Source organism: Pseudomonas sp. MWU16-30316 (genome assembly GCF_020515645.1).
Classification (GTDB): Bacteria; Pseudomonadota; Gammaproteobacteria; order Pseudomonadales; family Pseudomonadaceae; genus Aquipseudomonas; species Aquipseudomonas cerasi.
The window spans coordinates 1,001,780-1,023,190 of the sequence record NZ_JAIZAZ010000001.1; the positions used below are offsets into that span (position 1 = coordinate 1,001,780).

Genomic DNA, 21,411 nt, shown 5'->3' on the forward strand with positions numbered 1-21,411 from the left:
AAACGCGGGCCGACATTTGATACAAAAGCCTGGCTGGGCGGAGAACCTGACTGGAACAAAGACAGGCAGTTGAAGCGCGCTTTATCGTATGGCGCTCTGGCTGACCGGTAGGTACTTAGGAGGGCAGGCAACACAACAGGAGCAAAGGTTCTACGCTCCGGGTGAAGATCCTGATCAATTGCAGGCTGGTTGAAGCAGACCATGAGAGCCATAACTGCACTGTCACCCCAAATGGTGCATCAGCGCGAGAGGTTCATGTCTGGAAACCATCGAGGTGGTCGATCCCTTGTTGCCAACATTCTCGTCGCATGGAGGAGTGTCTGTCGGGGGACTTGTCGACCGGAATTGATTTTCAGCTTGGTACTAACGGCGGCGATATTACCCGCCTCATCGAAACATTGCAAGTGGCAGTGAATGAATCTTCACCAGTGCCCGACCAGTCGATAGATCAGTACAGTAACCGATGCAACCATCGAGCAGCCCAGCAGGTAGGCGGCTACGGTCAGCCGTAGTGACCTGCGGCTTTCGATGGCGCGCATGATATCGCCTGTCGCGTTGATACGCCCGTTGCTCAGATCGCTGCAGATGATCAGCATCAGGGCAATCGCCGACAGCAGCACGCTGTAGGCGAACACGCCGCCGTCCGGGGGTGGCAGTACGATACTGACTGCCAGGGCGACGAGGCAGACGGCCAACAACAGCAGGAAGAACCTGGCGATCTCCTTCATGGATTCCTTCACTGAATCGTTGGTGAATTAGGGTGAGGTGCATTTTTGCCAGTGCTTGGACCGCGGGTTGTGCAATTTGTCGCCTGCGTCGCTTTCATCGCCCCGAATAATGCTCGAAATGCGTCGTCAGCCCTGTCGATCCAGCACCTGAAAACCTGCTGAAAGCCTTGTATTCATTGAGAATACGTTGCAATTGAGCAAACATTACATGACGCGTGAAATGATGAAAAAGGGGCATGCTCATGAGTTGTGCACATTAGCGGCACAAGCTGCCACATCACTGTCACAACCGAAGCTAAGGGTTTGATTTATGATGGTGAATTATTAAGTCAATGAAAAACATCGTTTTTTTTAGCTGGTGAAAAAATCGTCAGTTTGAGCGCAGGCCCCATGCTGCTTGCGTTTGCGGAAGTTAAAGGGGGGTTGTCCACTGAGTTATCCACAGCTTCTGTGGATTGTCCCGCGCAAAATGTCCCCCTAATAGGGGCTGTGTGCCGCGCTGAAAACGCGTACAATCCGTTCCCCCGATTTACCCCCGCCTGTTGATCCCGTCTCACCCGAGACGATGTTTCTGCTGCACTATCACGCTCTACCCAAACTGCCGCTGGCCCTTATTATTCAGCCCGCATGGAGTCTTTATGGCACTGGACCTGAACAGCCTGTTACTGGGGCTTGGCGCAGCAGCATTGCCCTTGCTGGGCCTGCTCTGGCATTTGCAGCGCCGTCTGGCCGCTCGCCAGGCTGAGAGCGCCCTGCTCGACGAGCGTCTGAGCATGGCGCAAATGGCGCAGGAGGGTCTCAATGCCCAGCTGGATGCGTGCCGTGACGAGGTCAGCGACCTCAGTCAGGCCAATGCGGCCAAGCAGGCTGACCTTGCGGCATTGCGCCGCGAGGTCGAGTTGCTGCGCCAGGAAAGCGATAACGCGCGCGAAACGGCGCAGGACTGGAATCATGAACGTGCCGCCAGAGAGGCGGAGTTGCGCCGTCTTGATGCGCAGTGTGCCGCGCTTAACGCTGAGTTGCGCGAACAGCAGGATGGCCATCAGCAGCGCCTGAACGATTTGCAGGGTTCCCGGGATGAACTGCGCGCGCAGTTCGCCGAACTGGCGGGCAAGATTTTCGATGAGCGCGAGCAGCGCTTCGCCGAGACCAGCCAGCAGCAGTTGGGCCAATTGCTCACGCCGCTCAAGGAACGTATCCAGTCGTTCGAAAAGCGTGTCGAGGAAAGTTACCAGAACGAAGCGCGCGAACGCTTCTCCCTGGCCAAGGAGCTGGAACGTCTGCAGCAGTTGAATCAGCGTTTGAGTGATGAGGCGACCAACCTGACACGCGCCTTGAAGGGGCAGAAGACCCAGGGCAACTGGGGCGAGTTGATCCTGGAACGCGTGCTGGAGCATGCCGGGCTTGAAAAGGGCCGTGAGTACCAGACGCAAATCAGCCTCAAGGGGCCGGACGGTGAGCGCTTTCAGCCTGACGTGCTGATCATGTTGCCGGGCGACAAGCAGGTGGTGGTCGACGCCAAGGTCAGCCTGACGGCCTACCAGCAATATGTGTCTGCCGATGACGAGGTGATTGGACAGGCTGCGCTGAAGCAGCACGTACTGTCGTTGCGTAACCATGTCAAAGGCTTGTCGGGCAAGGATTACAAGCGTCTAGAAGGGCTTCACAGTCTGGATTTCGTTCTGCTTTTCGTGCCGATCGAAGCGGCTTTTTCTGCCGCCTTGCAGGCCGAGCCGAATCTGTTTCAGGAAGCCTTCGACCGCAACATCGTGATTGTCAGCCCCACGACCCTGCTGGCCACGTTGCGGGTGATTGACAGCTTGTGGAAGCAGGAGCGTCAGAGCCAGAACGCCCGTGAGATCGCCGAGCGGGCAGGCTGGCTATACGACAAGTTCGTATTGTTCATTCAGGATCTGGATGAGGTAGGCAACCGCCTGCAACAGCTGGATAAGGCCTATTCGGCAGCGCGCAACAAGCTCACCGAAGGGCGCGGTAACCTGATCAGCCGCAGCGAACAACTCAAACTGCTCGGTGCGCGGGCCAGCAAGAGTCTGCCCGCCGATTTACTGGAGCGGGCGATGACCGATAATGATGGCCTGATCAGCCCGCCGGACTGAGCTGCTCGAATCGTCGGCGTAATGTTCAGTAACAGGCCGTCCGTCGCAAAGACTAGAAGCGATCCTGCACAAATGTCACATTGGCTCCATCGGGAAAATTGTTTCTCGTTGCACTCGGCTAACAGTTCATTTGCTTCTATGATCTCTAGTGAGTGATGAGTACGGATTGACTGCCGGGTATTTCCCTCAAGGGGGCTCTATGAATAGCAAACTGCAAGAATGGCTCCACGATGTAGGCGTTGCACTGGGTCTGATAGAACGCCCAAAACTGCAACCCATTCCGGTTCGTGCCGATGACGATCGTCGCCGTCAACGCCGGTAAGCTTCTCGCCTGATCCTGGCCACAGGGTAGTGCGCATGTTGAGTTTCGTCGGGGCGCACAGGGCGTCCCGATACAAGAGCCGGCGCTAATGCTGATGCCCGGGCTCGTTCTTCGGCTCTATCGAGCCCTTTTCCGTCTCCTGCAATAAAATCAGTCCTATGATCCTGTGCAACGCAAACTGTCCGGGGCTGGCGATCACCGCTGTCCTGATGGTTTCCGTGAGTGTGAAGCCGAGGGCTTCCTTCAGTTCGAGGAAAAACAGCTCGATATCATCGTCATCAAGGGCCAGATCGGCGAGCGTGGCGTCATCCTGAATCGCGCTCTTGTCCACTAGAATGATGCCTAGAGCGTTGAATACCTTTTGCCTGATCTCTTCGCGATTCATGAAAGCCCCTGATGTGGATCTTGTCAGATACAACAGGCGTACTTCATTTATCCAGCCCAGATCCATGAGGCTAGCTCAAATCGCCGTTGCGGCTGTGGATTGCCCCGCCGTTATGGTGCCGATTTGTTTAAAATGCAGGGCTGTTCGACAGGCGGTTGGTGGCAACGCTGATTCGTTGTGCTGTGCAGCACCTTTAACCTTGTGAGATTGACCGAGTACTGATCCATGTCCCGCGCCCGTTGTGAGCGTTGTCTGCGTCCTGCCACGCATTGTCTGTGCGCCCTGATTCCGCAGCTGGACAGCCGCACGCGAGTGTTGATCCTGCAGCATCCCGATGAAGTCGGCCATGCCTTGAACACCGCCCGACTGGCCGCGCTCGGTCTGGTCAATGCGCAGTTGTTGGTGGGCGAAGTGTTCGACGATCTGCAGCAGATTCTGAATCCGCCCGGCTATCAGCCTCGATTGCTGTTTCCGGGTGAGGCTGCGCAGGCGCTGACGCCTTATGCGCAGGATTCACTGCCCATGCTGCTGGTCGTGCCGGATGGCACGTGGCGCAAGGCGCGCAAACTGCTGCACCTCAACCCCTTGCTCGCCGAGCTGCCAAGGGTGACGCCGGGCGACGTGCCTGTTTCGCGTTATCGCTTGCGCAAGGCGCCCGGCCCTGAGGCCTTGTCGACACTTGAGGCCATCGTGCATACCTTGCAGATGCTGGAAGCACCCACCTCGTTCGAGGCGTTGCTCAAGCCGTTCGATGCGTTGATCGAAGGTCAGATTCAGGCCATGGGCAGTGAGACCTACCAGCGCAATCACGGCGGCCAGCGGTAAGGAACACAATTTGCGCCGTTAACTGCACCCAGCTGTAACTGTTGCTTTGCCGATCAGCGCCTAGAATGGGGGTTCTGTTCTGTCTCATGCGGAAGTTGCAATGCACATCTCGTCTGGTCGCTGGGTCTATGGCCTCTGTCTGTCACTGTTGACCGCGCTGCTGTGGGGGATTTTGCCGATCAAGCTCAAGCAGGTGCTGCAGGTGATGGATCCGGTGACCGTGACCTGGTTCCGTCTGGCTGTGTCCGGGGCGCTGTTGTTCATCTGGCTGGCGTCGGTCAAACGCCTGCCCAGTTTCAAGGTGCTGGGACGCAAGGGCAGGGTGCTGGTCGGGCTGGCCGTGTTCGGTCTGGTCGGCAACTATGTGCTCTATCTCATTGGCTTGCGGTTGCTGAGCCCGGGTACCACGCAATTGCTGGTTCAGGTCGGTCCGATTTTTCTGTTGATCAGCAGCATCTTTCTGTTCAAGGAGCGTTTCAGTCTGGGGCAGGGCATCGGTCTGGCGGTGCTGCTGGTGGGCTTCGGGTTCTTTTTCAATCAGCGGCTGGTGGAGCTTTTCACCTCGTTGGGCGATTACACCCTGGGCGTACTGGTGGTGCTCCTGGCCTCGACCATCTGGACGTTCTACGGGTTGAGTCAGAAGCAGCTTCTGACGGTATGGAATTCGCTGCAGGTGATGATGGTGATCTACCTGTTTTGCGCCCTGTTGCTCACGCCGTGGGCGCACCCTGCCGAGGCGTTGTTGTTAAGCCCGTTGCAGGGCTGGCTGCTGCTGGCCTGCTGTCTGAATACGCTGGTGGCTTACGGTGCCTTCGCTGAAGCGCTGGCGCACTGGGAGGCCTCGCGGGTCAGTGCGACGCTCGCGCTGACGCCCTTGGTCACGCTGACCGCCGTGGCGGTTGCCGCCTGGCTGTGGCCGGACTACGTGCAGGCTGAAGAGTTGAACATGCTGGGTTATGGCGGTGCGCTGCTGGTGGTGGCAGGGTCGGCGCTGACGGCGCTTGGCCCCTCGCTGGTCGCCGGGCTAAGGGCACGCAAGGCGCGGCTGGCGCAGGCCTGACGTGCGGGTGGTGGGGCAGATCAGCGTCTGCCCAGCCCCTGCGCCTGAATAATCCACTCCTGACGCTGCTGTTCGCTGGCGCTGTGTACCGGGGCAAACTCGGTCAGACGTTTGGTCTTTATCCCGCAAAAGCCGAGTATGGTCCGCACCATCTGCCGGTGAGCCGGCGCGCCGTATATCCAGTGAAAGTAGCGTGGCGGCGTGTCCATGGCGACCATCAGCTCCGCCGTCCGGCCTCGGAGCAGCTCATTGGATGAATGCTTGCGACCATGCACCTTGAACGCAAAACCGGGTGTCAGCACCCGGTCGAAAAAGCCCGTCAGTAATGCCGGCAAACCGCCCCACCAGACCGGATAGACGAAGACCAGATGCTCGGCCCAGTGGATCTGGCGCTGGGCTTCGAGCAGGTCGGGCTCAAGTGTCTGAGTCTGATCGTAGCCGTTGTGCAGAATCGGATCGAAGTCCAGTTCGCCGAGCTTGATAACCCGCACTACATGCCCTTCGCCCCGTGCCGTCTGCGCATACGCGTCACCCAGCGCGTGGCAGAAACTGATGGCCTTCGGCGTGCCGTAGACCATCAGGATTCGTTTGCCATTGCCCTCCAGAGGCGTTGCGCCGCTTCTGGCATCAGCCATTACTGCCTGCCTCGAGCATTTTGTCCGGCCGCACCCAAGCGTCGAACTCTTCATCGGTCAGGTAGCCGAGGGCCAATGCCGCTTCGCGCAGGGTCAGCCCCTCGGTGTAGGCTTTCTTGGCAATCTGCGCCGACTTGTCATAGCCGATATGCGGATTGAGTGCGGTGACCAGCATCAGGCCGCGCTCCAGGTGTTCAGCCATTTTTTCGCCATCCGGCTCCATGCCCGCGATGCAGTGCTCGTTGAAATTGCTGCAGCCATCGGCCAGCAGGCGAATCGACTGCAGAATGTTATGAATGATCACCGGTTTGTACACGTTGAGTTGCAGGTGACCCTGACTGGCGGCGAAACCGATGGTCACGTCGTTGCCCATGACCTGGCAGGCCAGCATCGACAAAGCCTCGCACTGGGTCGGGTTGACCTTGCCGGGCATGATCGAACTGCCGGGCTCGTTGGCGGGCAGTCTGACTTCTGCCAGCCCTGCACGCGGGCCTGAGCCCAGCAGGCGCAGGTCGTTGGCAATCTTCATCAACGTACCGGCCAGCGTCTTCAGTGCGCCGGACAGCGCTGCGAGCGGCTCATGACCGGCCAGCGCGGCGAACTTGTTGGGCGCCGTGACGAACGGCAGACCGGAGAGGGCGGCGAGTTCTGCAGCAATGGCCTCGGCAAAGCCCTTGGGCGCATTGAGTCCGGTGCCGACTGCTGTCCCGCCCTGAGCTAGCTCGTAAACGGCGGGCAGGGCGGCGCGAATGGCTTTTTCCGCGTAATCGAGTTGCGCGACAAACCCGGACAGCTCCTGACCGAAGGTGATCGGCGTTGCGTCCATCATGTGCGTGCGCCCGGTCTTGACCAGCTTCATGTGCCGCGCGGCCTGTTCGGCCAGCCCGCTGGACAATTCGGCGATGGCGGGCAGCAGCTGCGCCTTGACCGCCTGAGCAGTGGCGATGTGCATGGCCGTCGGGAAGCAGTCATTGGAGCTTTGCGAGCGATTGACATGATCGTTGGGGTGGACCGGCGACTTGCCGCCACGACCCTGACCAGCCAGTTCGTTGGCGCGGCCTGCAATCACCTCGTTGACGTTCATGTTGCTCTGCGTGCCACTGCCGGTCTGCCAGACCACCAGCGGAAATTGCGCGTCATGCTGACCATCGAGCACTTCATCGGCGGCCTGTTCGATCAGGCGGGCGATGTCGGCAGGCAAGTCGCCATTTCGATCATTGACACGTGCAGCAGCTTTCTTGATCAGGGTCAGCGCGTGCAGGACGGGCAACGGCATTCGCTGGTCGCCAATCGCAAAATTGATCAGTGAGCGTTGGGTCTGCGCGCCCCAGTAGGCATCTTCGGGGACTTCGATCGGGCCAATGCTATCGGTTTCGGTGCGGCTCACTGGTCTTACTCCTTTAAGTGCGTTGCAGGGTTAGGTGTCCATATGCCCACAGGGTTCCCGCGCAGTGCTTTTTAACCGCTGGGTGAACCGGGGGTTGAGCCAAAAGCCCAGATAAGCGCAGAATGGTCGGCCCTGGGGTAATGCCTCGTTTGCTAGATAAGGAAACTCGATGACCCGTCTTCGTGCCATTTGTACCGCGGTAGCCCTGGTCTGTGCCAGCGGCCAGGTCTTCGCCGACACCGCCAGTCACAACGCGAGCGCCGAAACGTTCCTGAAGCTTGCCAACGCCGATCGCCTGGGCGCTCCGGTCTACGCTCAGGTTCAGCAGATGTTCGCTCAGCGTTTTGCTGAAACCAAGGCACCTGCATCGAAAAAAGCCCTGCTTGAAACCTATCAGGCCAAGGCCAACACCGCTCTGGACCAAGCCATTGGCTGGAACAAGCTCAAGCCCGAGATGGTCAAGCTGTACACCGCCAACTTCACCGAAAGCGAGCTGAAGGATCTGGTTGCGTTCTACCAGTCGCCACTGGGCAAGAAAGTGATGACCAAGATGCCTGAGCTGGCTCAGCAGTCGGCCCAGCTGACCCAGAGCAAGCTGGAAAGCGCTGTTCCGGTCGTCAACAAGCTGCTGGCTGACATGACTGCCGAACTGGAACCTGCCAAGGCAGCTGCTCCGGCTCCGGCCAAAAAGCCCTGACAGGCGATTTCCATCATGACCATGCAACAACGAATCGAGTCGGCGCTTGCGCTGCTGCAACCGCATCATCTGCAAGTGCTCGACGAGAGTCATATGCACAGTCGTGGCCAGCAGACCCATTACAAGGCTGTTCTGGTCAGTGATCAGTTTCAGGGCTTGAACTCGGTCAAGCGGCATCAGAAGGTCTACGCCACGCTGGGCCCGCTCATGGGCGAGTTTCATGCGCTGGCGTTGCACACTTACACGCCTGAAGAATGGTCGAAGGTCGGTGCAGCGCCTGCTTCGCCGACCTGCGCCGGCGGGCACTGATCAGGGCTTTTTACTGATCCGACCCCCTTGCCGGGGGCGATTGCCCCGCCGAGCTGTCTGCTGTACTCCGGTTTTTGCTAGAATCCGCACCGCGCCGCCTGGCCGGTGCGTTTTTTTGGTCCGCAATTTTTTACCCGGTAGGCCCTTTGCGAGGGTCGCCACTGGAGAGATACATGACTCAAGAGCCGATGACTCAGCCGATCGTCGTGGCCGCGCTGTACAAGTTCGTCACCCTCAGCGATTACGTGCAGCTGCGCGAGCCGCTGTTGCAGGCGATGGTCGACAATGGCATCAAGGGCACGTTGTTGATCGCCGACGAGGGCATCAACGGCACCGTGTCCGGCAGCCGCGAAGGCATCGATGGTTTGATGGCGTGGTTGAAGAACGACCCGCGTCTGATCGACATCGATCACAAGGAATCCTACTGCGACGAGCAGCCGTTCTATCGCACCAAGGTCAAACTCAAGAAAGAGATCGTGACCCTTGGTGTCGAAGGCGTCGACCCGAACAAGAGCGTCGGTACTTACGTCGAGCCCAAGGACTGGAACGACCTGATCAGCGATCCCGAAGTGCTGCTGATCGATACTCGCAACGATTACGAAGTCTCGATCGGCACCTTTGAGGGCGCCATCGATCCGAAGACCACGTCGTTTCGAGAGTTCCCGGAATACATCAAGGCGCATTTCGACCCGGCAGTACACAAGAAGGTCGCTATGTTCTGTACCGGCGGCATCCGTTGCGAAAAAGCCTCGAGTTACATGCTTGGCGAGGGCTTCGAAGAGGTCTATCACCTCAAGGGCGGCATTCTCAAGTACCTGGAAGAGGTCCCCGAGCAGGAAAGTCAGTGGCGCGGCGAGTGTTTCGTGTTCGACAATCGGGTCACGGTGCGTCATGACCTGACCGAAGGCGATTATGATCAGTGCCACGCGTGTCGCACGCCCATCAGTGCCGAGGACCGCGCCAGCGAGCATTACTCGCCTGGCGTCAGTTGCCCGCATTGCTGGGATTCGCTGAGCGAGAAGACGCGACGTAGCGCCATCGACCGGCAAAAGCAGATCGAACTGGCCAAGGCACGTAACCAGCCTCATCCGATCGGTCGCAACTATCGTTTACCCTCCGAGGCCTGAGCCATGTCTGCCCGCCTGATCTATGTCATGGACCCGATGTGCTCCTGGTGCTGGGGTTTCGCCCCGGTTGCCGACGCGTTGGTGCAACAGGCTCGGGCGGCGGGTGTGCCGCTGCATCTGGTCATGGGCGGTCTGCGCTCCGAAGGTGCTGCGCTGGAGCCGGCCAAGCGTCGTTACATTCTTGAGCACTGGCAGGCGGTCGAAGAGGCCACCGGCCAGCCGTTTCTTCGTGAAGGTGCGCTGCCGGAAGGGTTTGTCTATGACACCACACCCGCTTGTCTGGCCGTCACTGCAGCAAGGCAGCTGGACCCTGACCGCGCCTGGGCACTGGTCGGGCTCATTCAGCGTGCGTTCTACAGCGAGGCCCGGGACGTGACGCGTCCGTCAGTGCTGGCCGAACTCGCCGAGCAGACGGGGCTGTCGCGTCAGGCATTTGCCGATGAGTTCGAAAGTCCGCAGCGGCAGGCGGCCACCGCCGCCGATTTCGCCTGGGCACAGGATCTGGGCATCGCCGGCTTCCCCACCCTGCTGGCCGAGCGCAACGGTCAGTTGGCGCTGCTGACCAACGGTTATCAGCCACTGAGCAGCCTTTCGCCCTTGCTGGGTCGATGGCTGGAGCGTGCAGCCAGTGCATGATGAAGTGCCTGAGGCTGCCCGACAGTCGCACACCACGCGCAGCGATGCGCTGAGCTGGGCCGAGATCCGTCGTCTCGCCCTGCGGCATAAAAAAGCCCTGTGGCTGGCCAATGGTGTCGCAGTGCTGGCCACGCTGTGCAGCGTGCCTATCCCGTTGCTGCTGCCGTTGCTGGTCGACGAGGTGTTGCTGGGCCGTGGCGATGCTGCGCTCAAGGTCATGGATCACTTGCTGCCTGGCAACTGGCAAAAGGCGGCGGGCTACATTGGTCTGATGCTGTCGTTGACACTGGTGCTGCGGGTCGGGGCGCTGGTGTTCAACGTGCTGCAGGCGCGGCTGTTCGCCGGGCTGGCCAAGGACATCGTCTATCGTATCCGGCTGCGGCTGATCGAACGGCTCAAGCGTATTTCCCTGCGTGAATACGAAAGCCTGGGCAGTGGCACGGTGACCACACACCTGGTCACCGATCTGGATACGCTGGACAAGTTCGTCGGTGAAACCCTCAGTCGTCTTCTGGTGGCCACGCTGACGCTGGCAGGCACTGCAGGCATTCTGATGTGGATGCACTGGAAGCTGGCGCTGCTGATCATGCTGTTCAACCCGCTGGTCATCCTGCTCACGGTGAAACTGGGCAAGCGTGTCAAGCACCTCAAGAAGCTGGAGAACGACAGTACGTCGCGGTTCACCCAGGCACTGAGCGAGACGCTGGATGCGATTCAGGAAGTTCGGGCGGGTAACAGACAAGGCTTCTTTCTGGGACGCCTGGGCGTACGTGCGCAGGAAGTGCGTGATTACGCGATCAATTCACAATGGAAAAGCGACGCCTCGGGCCGTGCCAGCGGGCTGCTGTTCCAGTTCGGTATCGATATCTTCCGCGCCGCAGCAATGCTTACCGTGCTGTTCTCGGACCTGTCCATCGGGCAGATGCTCGCGGTGTTCAGCTACCTGTGGTTCATGATGACGCCAGTCGAGCAATTGCTGAACCTGCAATACGCCTACTATGCGGCAGGCGCTGCCCTGACACGCGTCAATGAGTTACTGGCGCGCGCCGACGAGCCGCAATATGCCGGCGGTACTGATCCGTTCGAGGGTAAGGAAACCGTCGGGGTCGAAGTGCGTGGCCTGACTTTCGGTTATGGCGAAGACCTGGTCCTGGACCAGTTGAACCTGAACATCGCGCCGGGAGAAAAGGTCGCCATTGTCGGTGCCAGTGGTGGCGGCAAGAGCACGTTGGTGCAGTTGCTGCTGGGGCTCTATACAGCGCGCACCGGGGTGATCCGTTTTGGCGGTGTCAGCCAGCAGGATATCGGCCTGGAAACCGTGCGCGAGAACGTCGCCGTGGTACTGCAGCATCCGGCGCTGTTCAATGACACCGTGCGCGCCAACCTGACCATGGGCCGCGACTGCAGCGATGAAGCCTGCTGGCGTGCGCTGGAAGTTGCGCAACTCGATTCTGCGATCCGCGATCTGCCACAAGGTCTGGACAGCGTGGTCGGACGCTCCGGGGTCAGAATGTCGGGTGGCCAGCGCCAGCGCATGGCTATCGCGCGCATGGTGCTGTCCGACCCCAAAGTAGTGATCCTCGATGAGGCCACCTCGGCGCTGGACGCTGCCACCGAATACAACCTGCATCAGGCGCTCGCACGTTTTCTGCGCAGTCGCACGACGCTGATCATTGCCCACCGCCTCTCGGCCGTGAAGCAGGCCGACCGGGTACTGGTGTTCGATGGCGGGCGTATTGTGGAAGATGGTGACCATCAGCAGTTGATTGCCGATGGAGGTCTGTACGCCAAACTGTACGGACATTTGCAACAAATCTGATGCGCGAAGCCTCTATCAGCGCACAGGTTGGCTCGATTGCGGGAGAATCACCTGCCATCATGGGCGAATTTAGCCTAGTCTCTGCGCTAGACGTTTATTCAGGCATGTGGTGACGTGAAACCCATGAAGCAACCATGGATCTTCTCCAAGCCCCGTCTGTTGGGCATCGTATGGCCTTTCATTGCCGTCGCGCTGTTTCAGGCGTTGCTGGGATGCGTCAGTCTCTACACCATGTCTGCCGTGCGCAGCTATGTGGCGGGGGAGAGTCTCTGGTCCAAGGGGCAGAAGGACGCCATCCACTACTTGAGCCTGTACGCCAACCGGCATGATGAGCGTGACTACCTCAAGTATCAAAAAGCCTTTTCCGTCCCCCAGGGCGGCCATGCGCTGCGCAAGGCGCTCGATCAGCCCAATCCGTCCCTGGCCGAGGCCAGAAGTGGAATCATTCAGGGCGGCAATCACCCGGATGACGTAAACGGCATCATCTGGATGTACCTGAATTTCCACAACTTCAGTTTCATGAAGCAGGTCATTCATTTCTGGGAAGTGGGTGACGGCTACCTCATGCAGCTCGACGAACTGGCCCGGCGCATCCATGAGCGGGTCGGGCAGGGCGCTGTGAGCGCCGCCGAAGTCGATCAATGGCGCGAGCAGATCAATGTCATCAATGAAGGCGTAACGCCTGCTGCGCGAGCGTTCAGTGATGCGCTGGGCGAAGGCTCCAGGCTGATTCTCAACCTGTTGATAGCGGTCAACCTGGTCACCGCTGTGGTATTGATTCTTCTGGCGCTGCTGCGTGTGCGTCGTCTGATCGTCCAGCGACGTGTGTTTGCCGATGCCCTGCAACTCGAAAAGGAGCGCGCGCAGATCACGCTGGAGTCCATCGGCGACGGCGTGATCACTATCGATGTGGCCGGCGCCATCGTCTACATGAACCCTGCCGCCGAGGGCCTCACCCACTGGAAAAGCACTCAGGCCAGCGGGCTTCCGCTGGCTGCGCTGTTCAATCTGCTGGATGAAAACGATCAGAAGGACCAGTCAACGCTGGTCGAGCAGATCATCACCGGCAAGCTCAAGGGCGGCAGCGCCAACAGCAAGCTGATCCAGCGGCTTGACGGCAGCACGGTGCCGGTCGCGCTGGTCGGCACGCCGATCTACACCGAAGGCGTGATCAGTGGCGCGGTGCTGGTGTTGCATGACATGACCCAGGAGCAGCAGTACATCGCCGATCTGTCGTGGCAGGCTGCCCATGATCCGCTGACGGGCCTGGTCAACCGCAGTGAATTCGAACGCCGCTTGCAGCGAGTGCTCGACGAAGACTGCGGTCAGGGCCGCAGCCACTGCCTGATGTTTCTCGATCTGGATCAGTTCAAGCTGGTCAATGATACCGGTGGCCATGCGGCGGGTGATGAACTGCTGCGTCAGCTGTGCCGGGCCTTGCCGCAGGGCTTGCGTGACGGGGATACGCTGGCCCGGCTGGGAGGTGACGAGTTCGGTGTTTTGCTGGTCGATTGTCCCGCCGAAACAGCGCTGGATATTGCCGAGGCGTTGCGCGAGGTGGTGCAGCATCTGCATTTCATGTGGAAAGGTCGGCCATTCATGACTACCGTCAGTATTGGCCTGGTGCACCTCGGCGACACGCCTGCTTCTCTGGAGGGGTCATTGTCTGCCGCTGACATGGCCTGTTATATGGCCAAGGAAAGGGGGCGCAATCGGGTTCAGGCCTACAGTGTGGATGATCTCACGCTGTCGATGCGTTTCGGCGAAATGGCTTGGATACAGCGGCTGCACATGGCAATGGACGAGAATCGCTTTTGTCTTTACGCGCAGGAAATCGCGTCGATAAAGGGCGAAGTGGGCGAGGTGAGGCACATTGAAATCCTCCTGCGTCTGCGCGATGAGTCTGGGCGAATGGTCGTACCGGACAATTTCATTCCGGCCGCCGAGCGCTACGGACTCATGACCACGCTGGATCGCTGGGTGGTACACAATGTGTTCAAAGTCATAGCCCAGTGCCAGAGTGATGATCGGCATCAGGTACCGCAGGCACTATGTGCTATAAATTTGTCTGGATCGAGTATCGGTGATGATACGTTCCTCGAATATTTGAAACAGCAATTCAGCACGTTTGCCGTGTCGCCCGGGATGATCTGCTTCGAGATCACCGAGACCAGTGCGATTGCCGACCTGCAAAGTGCGATCAGATTCATCAACGAGTTGAAGGGATTGGGGTGTCAGTTTTCCCTTGATGATTTCTGCTCGGGTATGTCGTCTTTTGCCTATCTCAAGCACCTGCCGGTGGATTTCCTGAAGATTGATGGCAGTTTTGTAAAGGACATGCTCGATAACCCGATCAACAAGGCGATGGTCGAGGTGATCAATAACATCGGCCATGTCATGGGCAAACGCACCATTGCAGAGTACGTTGAAACGCCGCAGATCGAATCTGCATTGCAGGAAATGGGCGTGGATTTTGCACAGGGCTATCTGATTTCCCGCCCTGAATTGTTCACTTGCGAGAGTCTTTATATTCAGCCCGTACGGCCTGACCCCCTGATGTTCGGCGCGCCAGGAACGCTACGTTAATCAGTTGAAACCCTCATAAGGAGATACCCAGTGATCGACGCTTTCGATAGAACCGGTCCGCTCATGGAAGCCAGCAGTTATCCGGCCTGGGCGCAGCAGTTGATCAAGGATTGCAGCGCTGCAAAGGCACGCGTGGTCGAGCACGAGTTGTACCAGCAGATGCGTGACGCGAAGTTGAGTCCGCAGATCATGCGCCACTACCTGATCGGCGGCTGGCCAGTGGTCGAGCAATTCGCGGTGTACATGGCCAAGAACCTCACCAAGACCCGCTTCGGTCGTCACCCTGGTGAAGACATGGCGCGCCGCTGGCTGATGCGCAATATCCGCGTCGAACTCAATCACGCCGACTACTGGGTCAACTGGTGTGCGGCCCATGGCGTGACGCTTGAGGACTTGCATGATCAGCGGGTAGCGCCCGAGTTGCATGCGCTGAGCCATTGGTGCTGGCAGACCAGCTCGTCGGATTCGCTGGCCGTGGCGATGGCGGCTACCAACTATGCCATTGAAGGGGCGACCGGCGAATGGTCGGCCGTGGTCTGCTCCAGCGGTGTATACGCCGAAGCGTTTCCTGAAGAGACCCGCAAGAAAGCCATGAAGTGGCTCAAGATGCATGCACAGTATGACGATGCGCACCCTTGGGAGGCGCTCGAGATCATTTGTACGTTGGTGGGTAACAAGCCGAGTGTGCAATTGCAGGCCGAGCTGCGTCAGGCCGTTACCAAAAGCTACGACTACATGTACCTGTTTCTTGAGCGTTGCATGCAGCTGGACAGGGTCAAGCCGCGAGGACGTGTTGCCGCGCTGGAAGCGTAGGGGCGGGCGAGAAGGCAGGAAGAGTGCTAGCTGGCCATGGCGATACGATTGCGGCCTTCGCGTTTGGCGACGTACAGGGCATTATCGGCACGGCGCAGCAGGCTGTCGGCTGTTTCAGTCGGCAGCAGTGTCGAGCAACCCAGGCTGACGGTCATGGTCAAGGCCGGGCTGAGCTCGCGAAACTCGAGGTTTCGCACGGCCTGGCACAGCCGCTGACCAATCAGTTCAGCGGACTCTGCGCCAGTGTTGGACAGAATCACCACGAACTCTTCACCGCCATAGCGGAATACCCGATCAATATTGCGCAGTTGCGCCTTCAGGCTCTGCGCGACGGTCTTTAGCACATCGTCGCCGGTGTGATGACCGTACTCATCATTCACTTTCTTGAAGTGGTCGATATCCAGCATCAGCAAGGACAGGGGCTGTTTGTGGCGACGTGAAATCTCGATTTCACGGGCCAGGCCCTGATCCATGGCGATGCGGTTGCCGGTGCTGGTCAGTGGGTCACGCAGGGCAGTCTGTGTGGCAATGCGGTAAAGCAGCGCATTCAGCAGCGGGTACACCAGGCAGACCAGCAGCGACTCAAGGTCGCTCAGTTGTCGGGTGTCGAATGGCCTGGCGCCCTGAAACTCCAGTTCGCCGATGCACTTGCCTTCATGACGCAGATGAAAACTGGCGCTGTCGGATGACATCTCGCCCAGACGCAGATGCAAGTCGCTCTCGATATGCCGATACATCAAGCCGCTCAATGGCAGGAAGCGTTGTACGCCCTGAAAAAACAGGGTCAGTATCCGCTCGGCTTCCAGACTGGTCTGCAGTTGTCGCCCAAGCTGATAGACCAGCTCGGGCAGTGACGGGGGTGGAAGTACTGCGTCAGGTCGATTTCTAAAACCGAGGCGTTGCAGTTCAGCCGTATCGAAGTCGATTGCATGGGTCTGGGTAGGAAAATTCATCTCTTCGCTCCTCAGCACATATTGCTGGCTTGGCTGGGTTAGAGGGGACGTGGTGCCATTCGGTTCATTTTTGGCCAGACTTATTAAAATCAGTGGTTTAGCTGACGCCATCTCTCTGACAGTGGCGCCGGATCGGCAATTCCTTGACTTGGAAAGCCGCTCGAAACAGCCTTTTTGACGGTTTTCCGTCACAACGGCCTTCTCCCTTCACTGGGCATTCAACGCCTGTCCGTTGATGCCTTTGCTGTCCGGTCCCATCACGTACAGATACACCGGCATGATAGCTTCTGGCGTCGGATTATTCTGCGGATTTTCATCCGGGTAGGCCTGTGCGCGCATGCCGGTGCGGGTTGCGCCGGGGTTGATGCTGTTGGCGCGGACCGTACTGACGCCTTCCAGCTCGTCAGCGAGGGTTTGCATCAAGCCTTCGGTGGCAAACTTCGACACCCCGTAAGCTCCCCACTGTGCGCGTCCCTTGCGGCCCACGCTGCTGGAGGTGAAGGCTATCGATGCATCCGTCGAACGCTGCAGCAGGGGCAGCAGTGCCTGGGTGAGCATGAAGGTAGCATTGACGTTGACGTGCATGACCTGCATGAAGTCTTCGCCTGGCAGGTGTTCCACTGAAGTGCGCGGTCCGATGATCGAGGCGTTGTGCAGCAGTCCGTCCAGATGGCCGACCGTGCGCTCGATCATGGTCGCCAAGTCGTGATACTGCGCTGGGTCGGCGCTTTCCAGATCGAAGGGTATGACCAGTGGCTGCAGGTGACCTGCTGCCTTTATCTCGTCATGGACCTGAGCCAGGCTGGCCTCGGTCCTGCCCAGCAGCAGGACAGTGGCGCCATGCGCTGCGTAGGTTTTGGCGGCTGCGGCACCGATGCCGCGAGCGGCGCCAGTGACCAGAATGACCCGGCCCTCGAGGAGTTCCGGGTGCGCGGAGTAATCAAACATGTAAAGCCTCGTTCAGCAGCTGCACAGTGCGTTATCCAGCACTTTGCGCAATTCCAGCGGATGATCGACCACCACGTCGGCACCCCAATGATCGGGGTTGTCGTCGGGGTGAATATAGCCGTAGCGCACGGCGGCGGTTTTTGTGCCGGCGTCGCGTCCGGACTCGATGTCGCGCAGGTCGTCGCCTACGAACAGAACGCTGGCCGGGTCGAGGTCAAGCATCCGGCAGGCCAGAATCATCGGCTCCGGGTGTGGCTTGCTGTGCGTGACATGGTCAGGGCAGATCAGCAGCGCCGAGCGTTCCGCCAGACCGAGCCGCTCCATGATGGGCTGGGCGAATCGCACCGGCTTGTTGGTGACCACGCCCCAGATCAGACCCGCCTTCTCGATGTCGGTCAGCAGTTCGTCCATGCCGTCGAACAGTTTGCTGTGAACGGCGCAGTCACGCTGATAGCGCTCCAGAAACTCCAGGCGCAATGCCTCGAATTGTGGATCTTCAGGGGGCATTGCAAAGGTGGCCGCCACCATGGCTCTGGCACCGCCGGAAACTTCGTCACGGATCAGTTTGTCCGGTACCGCAGGCAGGTTGCGGTCGGCAAGCATTGCCTGGGCAATGGCGATGAAGTCCGGTGCGGTGTCGAGCAGGGTGCCGTCCATGTCGAATAAAACCGCTCTCAGGCGCATCTGTCATGCCTCCCGCAGGGTCTGGATCATGTAGTTGACGCCGACGTCGGAGGTCAGCTTGTAATGCTTGGTCAGCGGATTGTAGGTCAGGCCAATAACGTCCTTGACTTGCAGACCGGCGTCACGGCTCCAGGCGCCCAACTCGGAAGGGCGGATGAATTTCTTGAAGTCGTGGGTGCCGCGCGGCAGCAGATTGAGGACGTATTCGGCGCCGACCACGGCGAACAGGTACGCTTTCGGGTTGCGGTTGATGGTCGAGAAGAACACCTGGCCGCCTGGCTTGACCATGCGGTAGCAGGCGCGGATCACCGAGGAGGGGTCCGGCACGTGCTCGAGCATTTCCAGGCAGGTCACCACATCGTACTGCTCGGGCATTTCTTCGGCCATGTCCTCGGCGGTGATCTGCCGATACTCGACGCTGACACCCGATTCGAGCTGATGCAGTTGTGCGACGGCCAGCGGCGCTTCGCCCATGTCGATGCCGGTCACCGTTGCGCCGCGCAGGGCCATCGCCTCGCTGAGAATGCCGCCGCCGCAGCCGACGTCGAGCACCTTCTTGCCTGCCAGGCCGACACGCTCGTCGATCCAGTTGACGCGCAGCGGGTTGATGTCATGCAGCGGCTTGAATTCGCTTTCGCGGTCCCACCAGCGATGGGCCAGGGCCTCGAATTTAGCGATTTCTGCGCGGTCGACGTTGCTCATGGGTGTCCCTCTTGAACTCAAAATTCTTTTTCATCGGTCAGGCTTATAGATAAGCCTGACTGGCATGTGTTCGGTTCGAATCGAATTATTCGGCTTTACCGGAAATACGCTGGCCCCACGCAATCGCGGTGTCGCGCAGTGCGGGTTCATCCATGCGAGTCAGCCGGCGAGCGTCGAGCAATTGCTTGCCGGCCACCCAGACATGGCTCACGCAATCGCGGCCAGTGGCATATATAAGCTGCGATACCGGGTCGTAGATCGGTTGCTGGGCCAGACCCGACAGGTCGAACGCGACCATGTCCGCCGCCTTGCCGATCTCCAGCGAGCCGGTCTCGGCCTGAATACCCAGGGCGCGAGCGCCGTTCAGCGTCGCCATGCGCAGCGCGCGGTGTGCGTCCAGCGCCGTGGCCGAGCCGGCAACAGCCTTGGCCAGCAAGGCGGCGGTGCGGGTTTCGCCGAGCAGGTCCAGGTCATTGTTGCTGGCGGCACCGTCGGTGCCTACCGCAACGTTCACACCGGCCTGCCACAATCGTTCGACCGGGCAGAAACCGCTGGCCAGCTTGAGATTGGATTCGGGGCAATGAATGACGTTGGTATTGCTTTCCACCAGCAGGGCCAGATCGTCGTCGCTGATCTGCGTCATGTGCACGGCCTGGAAGCGCGGCCCGAGCATACCCAGCCGGTTGAGGCGGGCGAGGGGGCGTTCCTGGCGCTGTTCGACAGCCTGCTCGACTTCAAATGCGGTCTCGTGGACGTGCATCTGGATCATGGCGTCCAGCTCGTCGGCGATCACCCGGACCTTCTCCAGGTTTTCGTCGCCCACGGTGTAGGGCGCATGCGGGCCAAAGGCGATCTTGATGCGTGGATGATGAGCGAGGTCGTTGAACAGTTCGATGCCGTTGTGCAGGGCTTCAGCCGTAGTGTGGGCACCTGGAATCGGAAAATCCAGTACCGGGACGGTGATCTGCGCGCGCATGCCGCTGGCGTGGACACGTTCGGCGGCCACCTTGGGGTAGAAATACATGTCGGAGAAACAGGTGATGCCGCCCTTGAGCTGCTCGGCGATGGCCAGGTCTGTACCGTCACGCACGAAGTCTTCATCGACCCACTTGCCTTCGGCGGGCCAGATGTGGTCCTGCAGCCAGGTCATCAGTGGCAGGTCGTCGGCCAGCCCGCGAAACAGCGTCATCGCCGCATGGCCGTGGGCGTTGATCAGGCCGGGGCTGAGCAGCATGCCGGGCAGTTCCTGCACCTGCACGGCGTTTTGCCGCAGCGCCTCGGCGCGTGGACCGATATAGACGATACAGCCATCGCGGATGCCGATGCCGTGGTCCTTGAGCACGACGCCTGCGGGCTCGACCGGCACCAGCCAGGCGGGCAGGAGCAAAAGGTCGAGCGGTGCTGTAGCGTTCGGCATGAGAAGGTTTCCATCGTTTATTACGTTGATGACGAAGTATACCCGAGCGTCTTCGCAGGCGGCTCGCTATAATCAGCGGCTTTTGATGCTGGGTTTCGGATGTTCAAGATGGAGTTGGCGATGCGCGATCGACTGTTGGCTGCGGAGAAGGTTAAGGCCATCGATTGGCGGGACGACGCTCTGTACCTGCTGGACCAGCGGGTACTGCCGTTCGAGGAAGTCTGGCACCGCTATACCACCGCCGAGGGAGTCGCCGAAGCGATTCGCACGATGGTCGTGCGCGGGGCTCCGGCTATCGGCATCAGTGCCGCCTATGGTGCGGTGCTGGGCGCACGTGCGCGTATTGCGCAAGGTGGAGACTGGTATCCGGCGCTGGAAGAGGACATGCAGTTGCTGGCCGATTCGCGCCCGACTGCAGTGAACCTGTTCTGGGCGCTGAACCGGATGCGTGATCGTCTGATGCGCGTGAAGGACGGCGATGACCCGCTGGCGGCCCTCGAGGCCGAAGCCGTGGCGATTCACCTGAGCGACCGCGAGGCCAATCTGACCATGGCGCAGCTGGGCGCCGACCTGATCCGCAAGCACCAGGGCAATCTGCAGACGGTGCTCACCCACTGCAATACCGGGGCGCTGGCCACGGGCGGCTTCGGCACGGCGCTGGGCGTGATTCGTGCGGCGCATCTGGAAGGCATGATCGAACGGGTCTACGCCGACGAAACCCGGCCCTGGCTGCAGGGCTCGCGGCTTACCGCATGGGAGCTGGCCAACGAGGGCATCCCGGTGACGCTGAACGCAGATTCCGCCGCCGCGCACCTGATGCGCACCAAGGGCATCACCTGGGTCATCGTCGGCGCCGACCGCATCACGGCCAACGGCGACGTGGCGAACAAGATCGGCACCTATCAGCTCGCCGTTGCCGCCATGCATCACGGGGTGCGCTTCATGGTGGTCGCGCCGAGTTCGACCATCGACATGGAAATGGCCAGTGGCGACGACATCATCATTGAAGAGCGCGACGGCCGCGAATTGCTCGAAGTGGGCGGCCAGCGGGTCGGCGCCGAGGTCGAGGCTTTCAATCCGGTATTCGATGTGACGCCGGCAGACCTGATCGACGCCATCGTGACCGAAAAGGGTATTGTCGAGCGTCCCGATACCGCGCGCATGGCTCAATTGATGAGCCGCAAACACCTTCACTGAGGCCGGCAGGCCCACCCCGTCGCCGCTGTGCAATGCGGCTGGACGGGCCTGTAAGCCTTTCTCA

The 21,411-nt window shown here is 59.8% G+C and carries 21 protein-coding genes; 12 read left to right on the forward strand and 9 right to left on the reverse strand.

Annotated features, from left to right (window positions below):
• Window positions 1-422: 422 nt before the first annotated feature.
• A complete protein-coding gene (locus LCH65_RS04630; RefSeq protein ID WP_003369674.1) occupies window positions 423-728 on the reverse strand; it encodes a hypothetical protein in 306 nt (101 codons plus the stop codon).
• 752 nt (window positions 729-1,480) lie between these two features.
• Here LCH65_RS04630 and rmuC point away from each other — a divergent pair.
• Window positions 1,481-2,845, forward strand: coding sequence for a DNA recombination protein RmuC (gene rmuC / locus LCH65_RS04635; protein ID WP_161429162.1), 1,365 nt, complete (start codon window positions 1,481-1,483; stop codon window positions 2,843-2,845).
• 199 nt (window positions 2,846-3,044) lie between these two features.
• Window positions 3,045-3,167: a PA1414 family protein gene (locus LCH65_RS26205; protein ID WP_003418154.1), complete on the forward strand. Its 123-nt coding sequence runs from the start codon at window positions 3,045-3,047 to the stop codon at window positions 3,165-3,167.
• 85 nt (window positions 3,168-3,252) lie between these two features.
• Here LCH65_RS26205 and LCH65_RS04640 read toward each other — a convergent pair whose 3' ends face one another.
• Window positions 3,253-3,552 (reverse strand): hypothetical protein, encoded by a 300-nt coding sequence (locus LCH65_RS04640; RefSeq protein ID WP_003369678.1) that lies wholly within the window; start codon window positions 3,550-3,552, stop codon window positions 3,253-3,255.
• A gap of 225 nt (window positions 3,553-3,777) precedes the next feature.
• On the opposite strand from LCH65_RS04640, the gene LCH65_RS04645 reads away from it, so the two are divergent.
• A complete protein-coding gene (locus tag LCH65_RS04645; RefSeq protein ID WP_003369680.1) occupies window positions 3,778-4,377 on the forward strand; it encodes a DTW domain-containing protein in 600 nt (199 codons plus the stop codon).
• Between the two features lie 100 nt (window positions 4,378-4,477).
• Complete coding sequence (locus tag LCH65_RS04650; protein ID WP_003434388.1) at window positions 4,478-5,437, forward strand: DMT family transporter; 960 nt, start codon at window positions 4,478-4,480, stop codon at window positions 5,435-5,437.
• 20 nt (window positions 5,438-5,457) lie between these two features.
• Here the strand turns inward: LCH65_RS04650 and LCH65_RS04655 are convergent, their stop codons facing one another.
• Together LCH65_RS04655 and LCH65_RS04660 are read right to left on the reverse strand one after the other, a co-directional pair.
• A complete protein-coding gene (locus LCH65_RS04655) occupies window positions 5,458-6,072 on the reverse strand; it encodes an NAD(P)H-dependent oxidoreductase (protein ID WP_003369682.1) in 615 nt (204 codons plus the stop codon).
• Window positions 6,065-7,459, reverse strand: a complete 1,395-nt coding sequence (locus LCH65_RS04660; RefSeq protein WP_003434389.1) for a class II fumarate hydratase — start codon at window positions 7,457-7,459, stop codon at window positions 6,065-6,067. Before LCH65_RS04660 ends, LCH65_RS04655 begins: the two co-directional genes overlap by 8 nt.
• Window positions 7,460-7,628: 169 nt before the next feature.
• Between LCH65_RS04660 and LCH65_RS04665 the strand changes: the two genes are divergently transcribed.
• From LCH65_RS04665 to LCH65_RS04695, 7 genes are all read left to right on the forward strand, one after another.
• Window positions 7,629-8,156 (forward strand): DUF2059 domain-containing protein, encoded by a 528-nt coding sequence (locus LCH65_RS04665; RefSeq protein ID WP_003314637.1) that lies wholly within the window; start codon window positions 7,629-7,631, stop codon window positions 8,154-8,156.
• Between the two features lie 15 nt (window positions 8,157-8,171).
• The gene (locus LCH65_RS04670) at window positions 8,172-8,465 is read left to right on the forward strand and encodes a BolA family protein (protein ID WP_003369688.1); all 294 of its coding nucleotides are present in this window, start codon (window positions 8,172-8,174) and stop codon (window positions 8,463-8,465) included.
• Between the two features lie 188 nt (window positions 8,466-8,653).
• On the forward strand, window positions 8,654-9,592 hold the full coding sequence (locus tag LCH65_RS04675; RefSeq protein ID WP_003434391.1) for a rhodanese-related sulfurtransferase: 939 nt from the start codon (window positions 8,654-8,656) through the stop codon (window positions 9,590-9,592).
• Window positions 9,593-9,595: 3 nt separating this feature from the next.
• Window positions 9,596-10,228, forward strand: coding sequence for a DsbA family protein (locus LCH65_RS04680; protein ID WP_003434392.1), 633 nt, complete (start codon window positions 9,596-9,598; stop codon window positions 10,226-10,228).
• The gene (locus tag LCH65_RS04685) at window positions 10,221-12,047 is read left to right on the forward strand and encodes an ABC transporter ATP-binding protein (protein ID WP_003369696.1); all 1,827 of its coding nucleotides are present in this window, start codon (window positions 10,221-10,223) and stop codon (window positions 12,045-12,047) included. Before LCH65_RS04680 ends, LCH65_RS04685 begins: the two co-directional genes overlap by 8 nt.
• Window positions 12,048-12,170: 123 nt before the next feature.
• Window positions 12,171-14,633, forward strand: coding sequence for an EAL domain-containing protein (locus LCH65_RS04690; RefSeq protein WP_003369698.1), 2,463 nt, complete (start codon window positions 12,171-12,173; stop codon window positions 14,631-14,633).
• Between the two features lie 30 nt (window positions 14,634-14,663).
• Window positions 14,664-15,446, forward strand: a complete 783-nt coding sequence (locus LCH65_RS04695) for an iron-containing redox enzyme family protein (RefSeq protein ID WP_003369700.1) — start codon at window positions 14,664-14,666, stop codon at window positions 15,444-15,446.
• Window positions 15,447-15,472: 26 nt separating this feature from the next.
• On the opposite strand, the gene LCH65_RS04700 is transcribed toward LCH65_RS04695, so the two are convergent.
• From LCH65_RS04700 to LCH65_RS04720, 5 genes are all read right to left on the reverse strand, one after another.
• Window positions 15,473-16,399 carry a GGDEF domain-containing protein gene (locus LCH65_RS04700; RefSeq protein WP_003369702.1) on the reverse strand — a complete coding sequence of 309 codons (927 nt, stop codon included), beginning with the start codon at window positions 16,397-16,399 and terminating at the stop codon, window positions 15,473-15,475.
• A 207-nt stretch (window positions 16,400-16,606) separates the two neighbouring features.
• Window positions 16,607-17,347 (reverse strand): YciK family oxidoreductase, encoded by a 741-nt coding sequence (locus LCH65_RS04705; RefSeq protein WP_226439196.1) that lies wholly within the window; start codon window positions 17,345-17,347, stop codon window positions 16,607-16,609.
• Window positions 17,348-17,359: 12 nt separating this feature from the next.
• A complete protein-coding gene (gene mupP / locus LCH65_RS04710) occupies window positions 17,360-18,031 on the reverse strand; it encodes an N-acetylmuramic acid 6-phosphate phosphatase MupP (protein WP_003434396.1) in 672 nt (223 codons plus the stop codon).
• 3 nt (window positions 18,032-18,034) lie between these two features.
• Window positions 18,035-18,733, reverse strand: coding sequence for a bifunctional 2-polyprenyl-6-hydroxyphenol methylase/3-demethylubiquinol 3-O-methyltransferase UbiG (ubiG, locus tag LCH65_RS04715; protein ID WP_003434397.1), 699 nt, complete (start codon window positions 18,731-18,733; stop codon window positions 18,035-18,037).
• Between the two features lie 85 nt (window positions 18,734-18,818).
• The gene (locus LCH65_RS04720; protein WP_003434399.1) at window positions 18,819-20,150 is read right to left on the reverse strand and encodes a TRZ/ATZ family hydrolase; all 1,332 of its coding nucleotides are present in this window, start codon (window positions 20,148-20,150) and stop codon (window positions 18,819-18,821) included.
• 120 nt (window positions 20,151-20,270) lie between these two features.
• On the opposite strand from LCH65_RS04720, the gene mtnA reads away from it, so the two are divergent.
• Complete coding sequence (gene mtnA, locus LCH65_RS04725) at window positions 20,271-21,347, forward strand: S-methyl-5-thioribose-1-phosphate isomerase (protein WP_003434400.1); 1,077 nt, start codon at window positions 20,271-20,273, stop codon at window positions 21,345-21,347.
• Window positions 21,348-21,411: the final 64 nt, after the last annotated feature.

Bases quoted from the DNA above. Each gene is read 5' to 3' on its own strand.
- LCH65_RS04720 (WP_003434399.1), bottom strand. From the start codon at position 20,150: ATGCCGAACGCTACAGCACCGCTCGACCTTTTGCTCCTGCCCGCCTGG.
- LCH65_RS04680 (WP_003434392.1), top strand. From the start codon at position 9,596: ATGTCTGCCCGCCTGATCTATGTCATGGACCCGATGTGCTCCTGGTGC.
- LCH65_RS04640 (WP_003369678.1), bottom strand. From the start codon at position 3,552: ATGAATCGCGAAGAGATCAGGCAAAAGGTATTCAACGCTCTAGGCATC.
- mtnA (WP_003434400.1), top strand. From the start codon at position 20,271: ATGCGCGATCGACTGTTGGCTGCGGAGAAGGTTAAGGCCATCGATTGG.
- ubiG (WP_003434397.1), bottom strand. From the start codon at position 18,733: ATGAGCAACGTCGACCGCGCAGAAATCGCTAAATTCGAGGCCCTGGCC.
- LCH65_RS26205 (WP_003418154.1), top strand. From the start codon at position 3,045: ATGAATAGCAAACTGCAAGAATGGCTCCACGATGTAGGCGTTGCACTG.
- LCH65_RS04700 (WP_003369702.1), bottom strand. From the start codon at position 16,399: ATGAATTTTCCTACCCAGACCCATGCAATCGACTTCGATACGGCTGAA.
- LCH65_RS04645 (WP_003369680.1), top strand. From the start codon at position 3,778: ATGTCCCGCGCCCGTTGTGAGCGTTGTCTGCGTCCTGCCACGCATTGT.
- LCH65_RS04670 (WP_003369688.1), top strand. From the start codon at position 8,172: ATGACCATGCAACAACGAATCGAGTCGGCGCTTGCGCTGCTGCAACCG.
- LCH65_RS04690 (WP_003369698.1), top strand. From the start codon at position 12,171: ATGAAGCAACCATGGATCTTCTCCAAGCCCCGTCTGTTGGGCATCGTA.
- LCH65_RS04650 (WP_003434388.1), top strand. From the start codon at position 4,478: ATGCACATCTCGTCTGGTCGCTGGGTCTATGGCCTCTGTCTGTCACTG.
- LCH65_RS04675 (WP_003434391.1), top strand. From the start codon at position 8,654: ATGACTCAGCCGATCGTCGTGGCCGCGCTGTACAAGTTCGTCACCCTC.
- LCH65_RS04630 (WP_003369674.1), bottom strand. From the start codon at position 728: ATGAAGGAGATCGCCAGGTTCTTCCTGCTGTTGTTGGCCGTCTGCCTC.
- mupP (WP_003434396.1), bottom strand. From the start codon at position 18,031: ATGCGCCTGAGAGCGGTTTTATTCGACATGGACGGCACCCTGCTCGAC.
- LCH65_RS04705 (WP_226439196.1), bottom strand. From the start codon at position 17,347: ATGTTTGATTACTCCGCGCACCCGGAACTCCTCGAGGGCCGGGTCATT.
- LCH65_RS04655 (WP_003369682.1), bottom strand. From the start codon at position 6,072: ATGGCTGATGCCAGAAGCGGCGCAACGCCTCTGGAGGGCAATGGCAAA.
- LCH65_RS04665 (WP_003314637.1), top strand. From the start codon at position 7,629: ATGACCCGTCTTCGTGCCATTTGTACCGCGGTAGCCCTGGTCTGTGCC.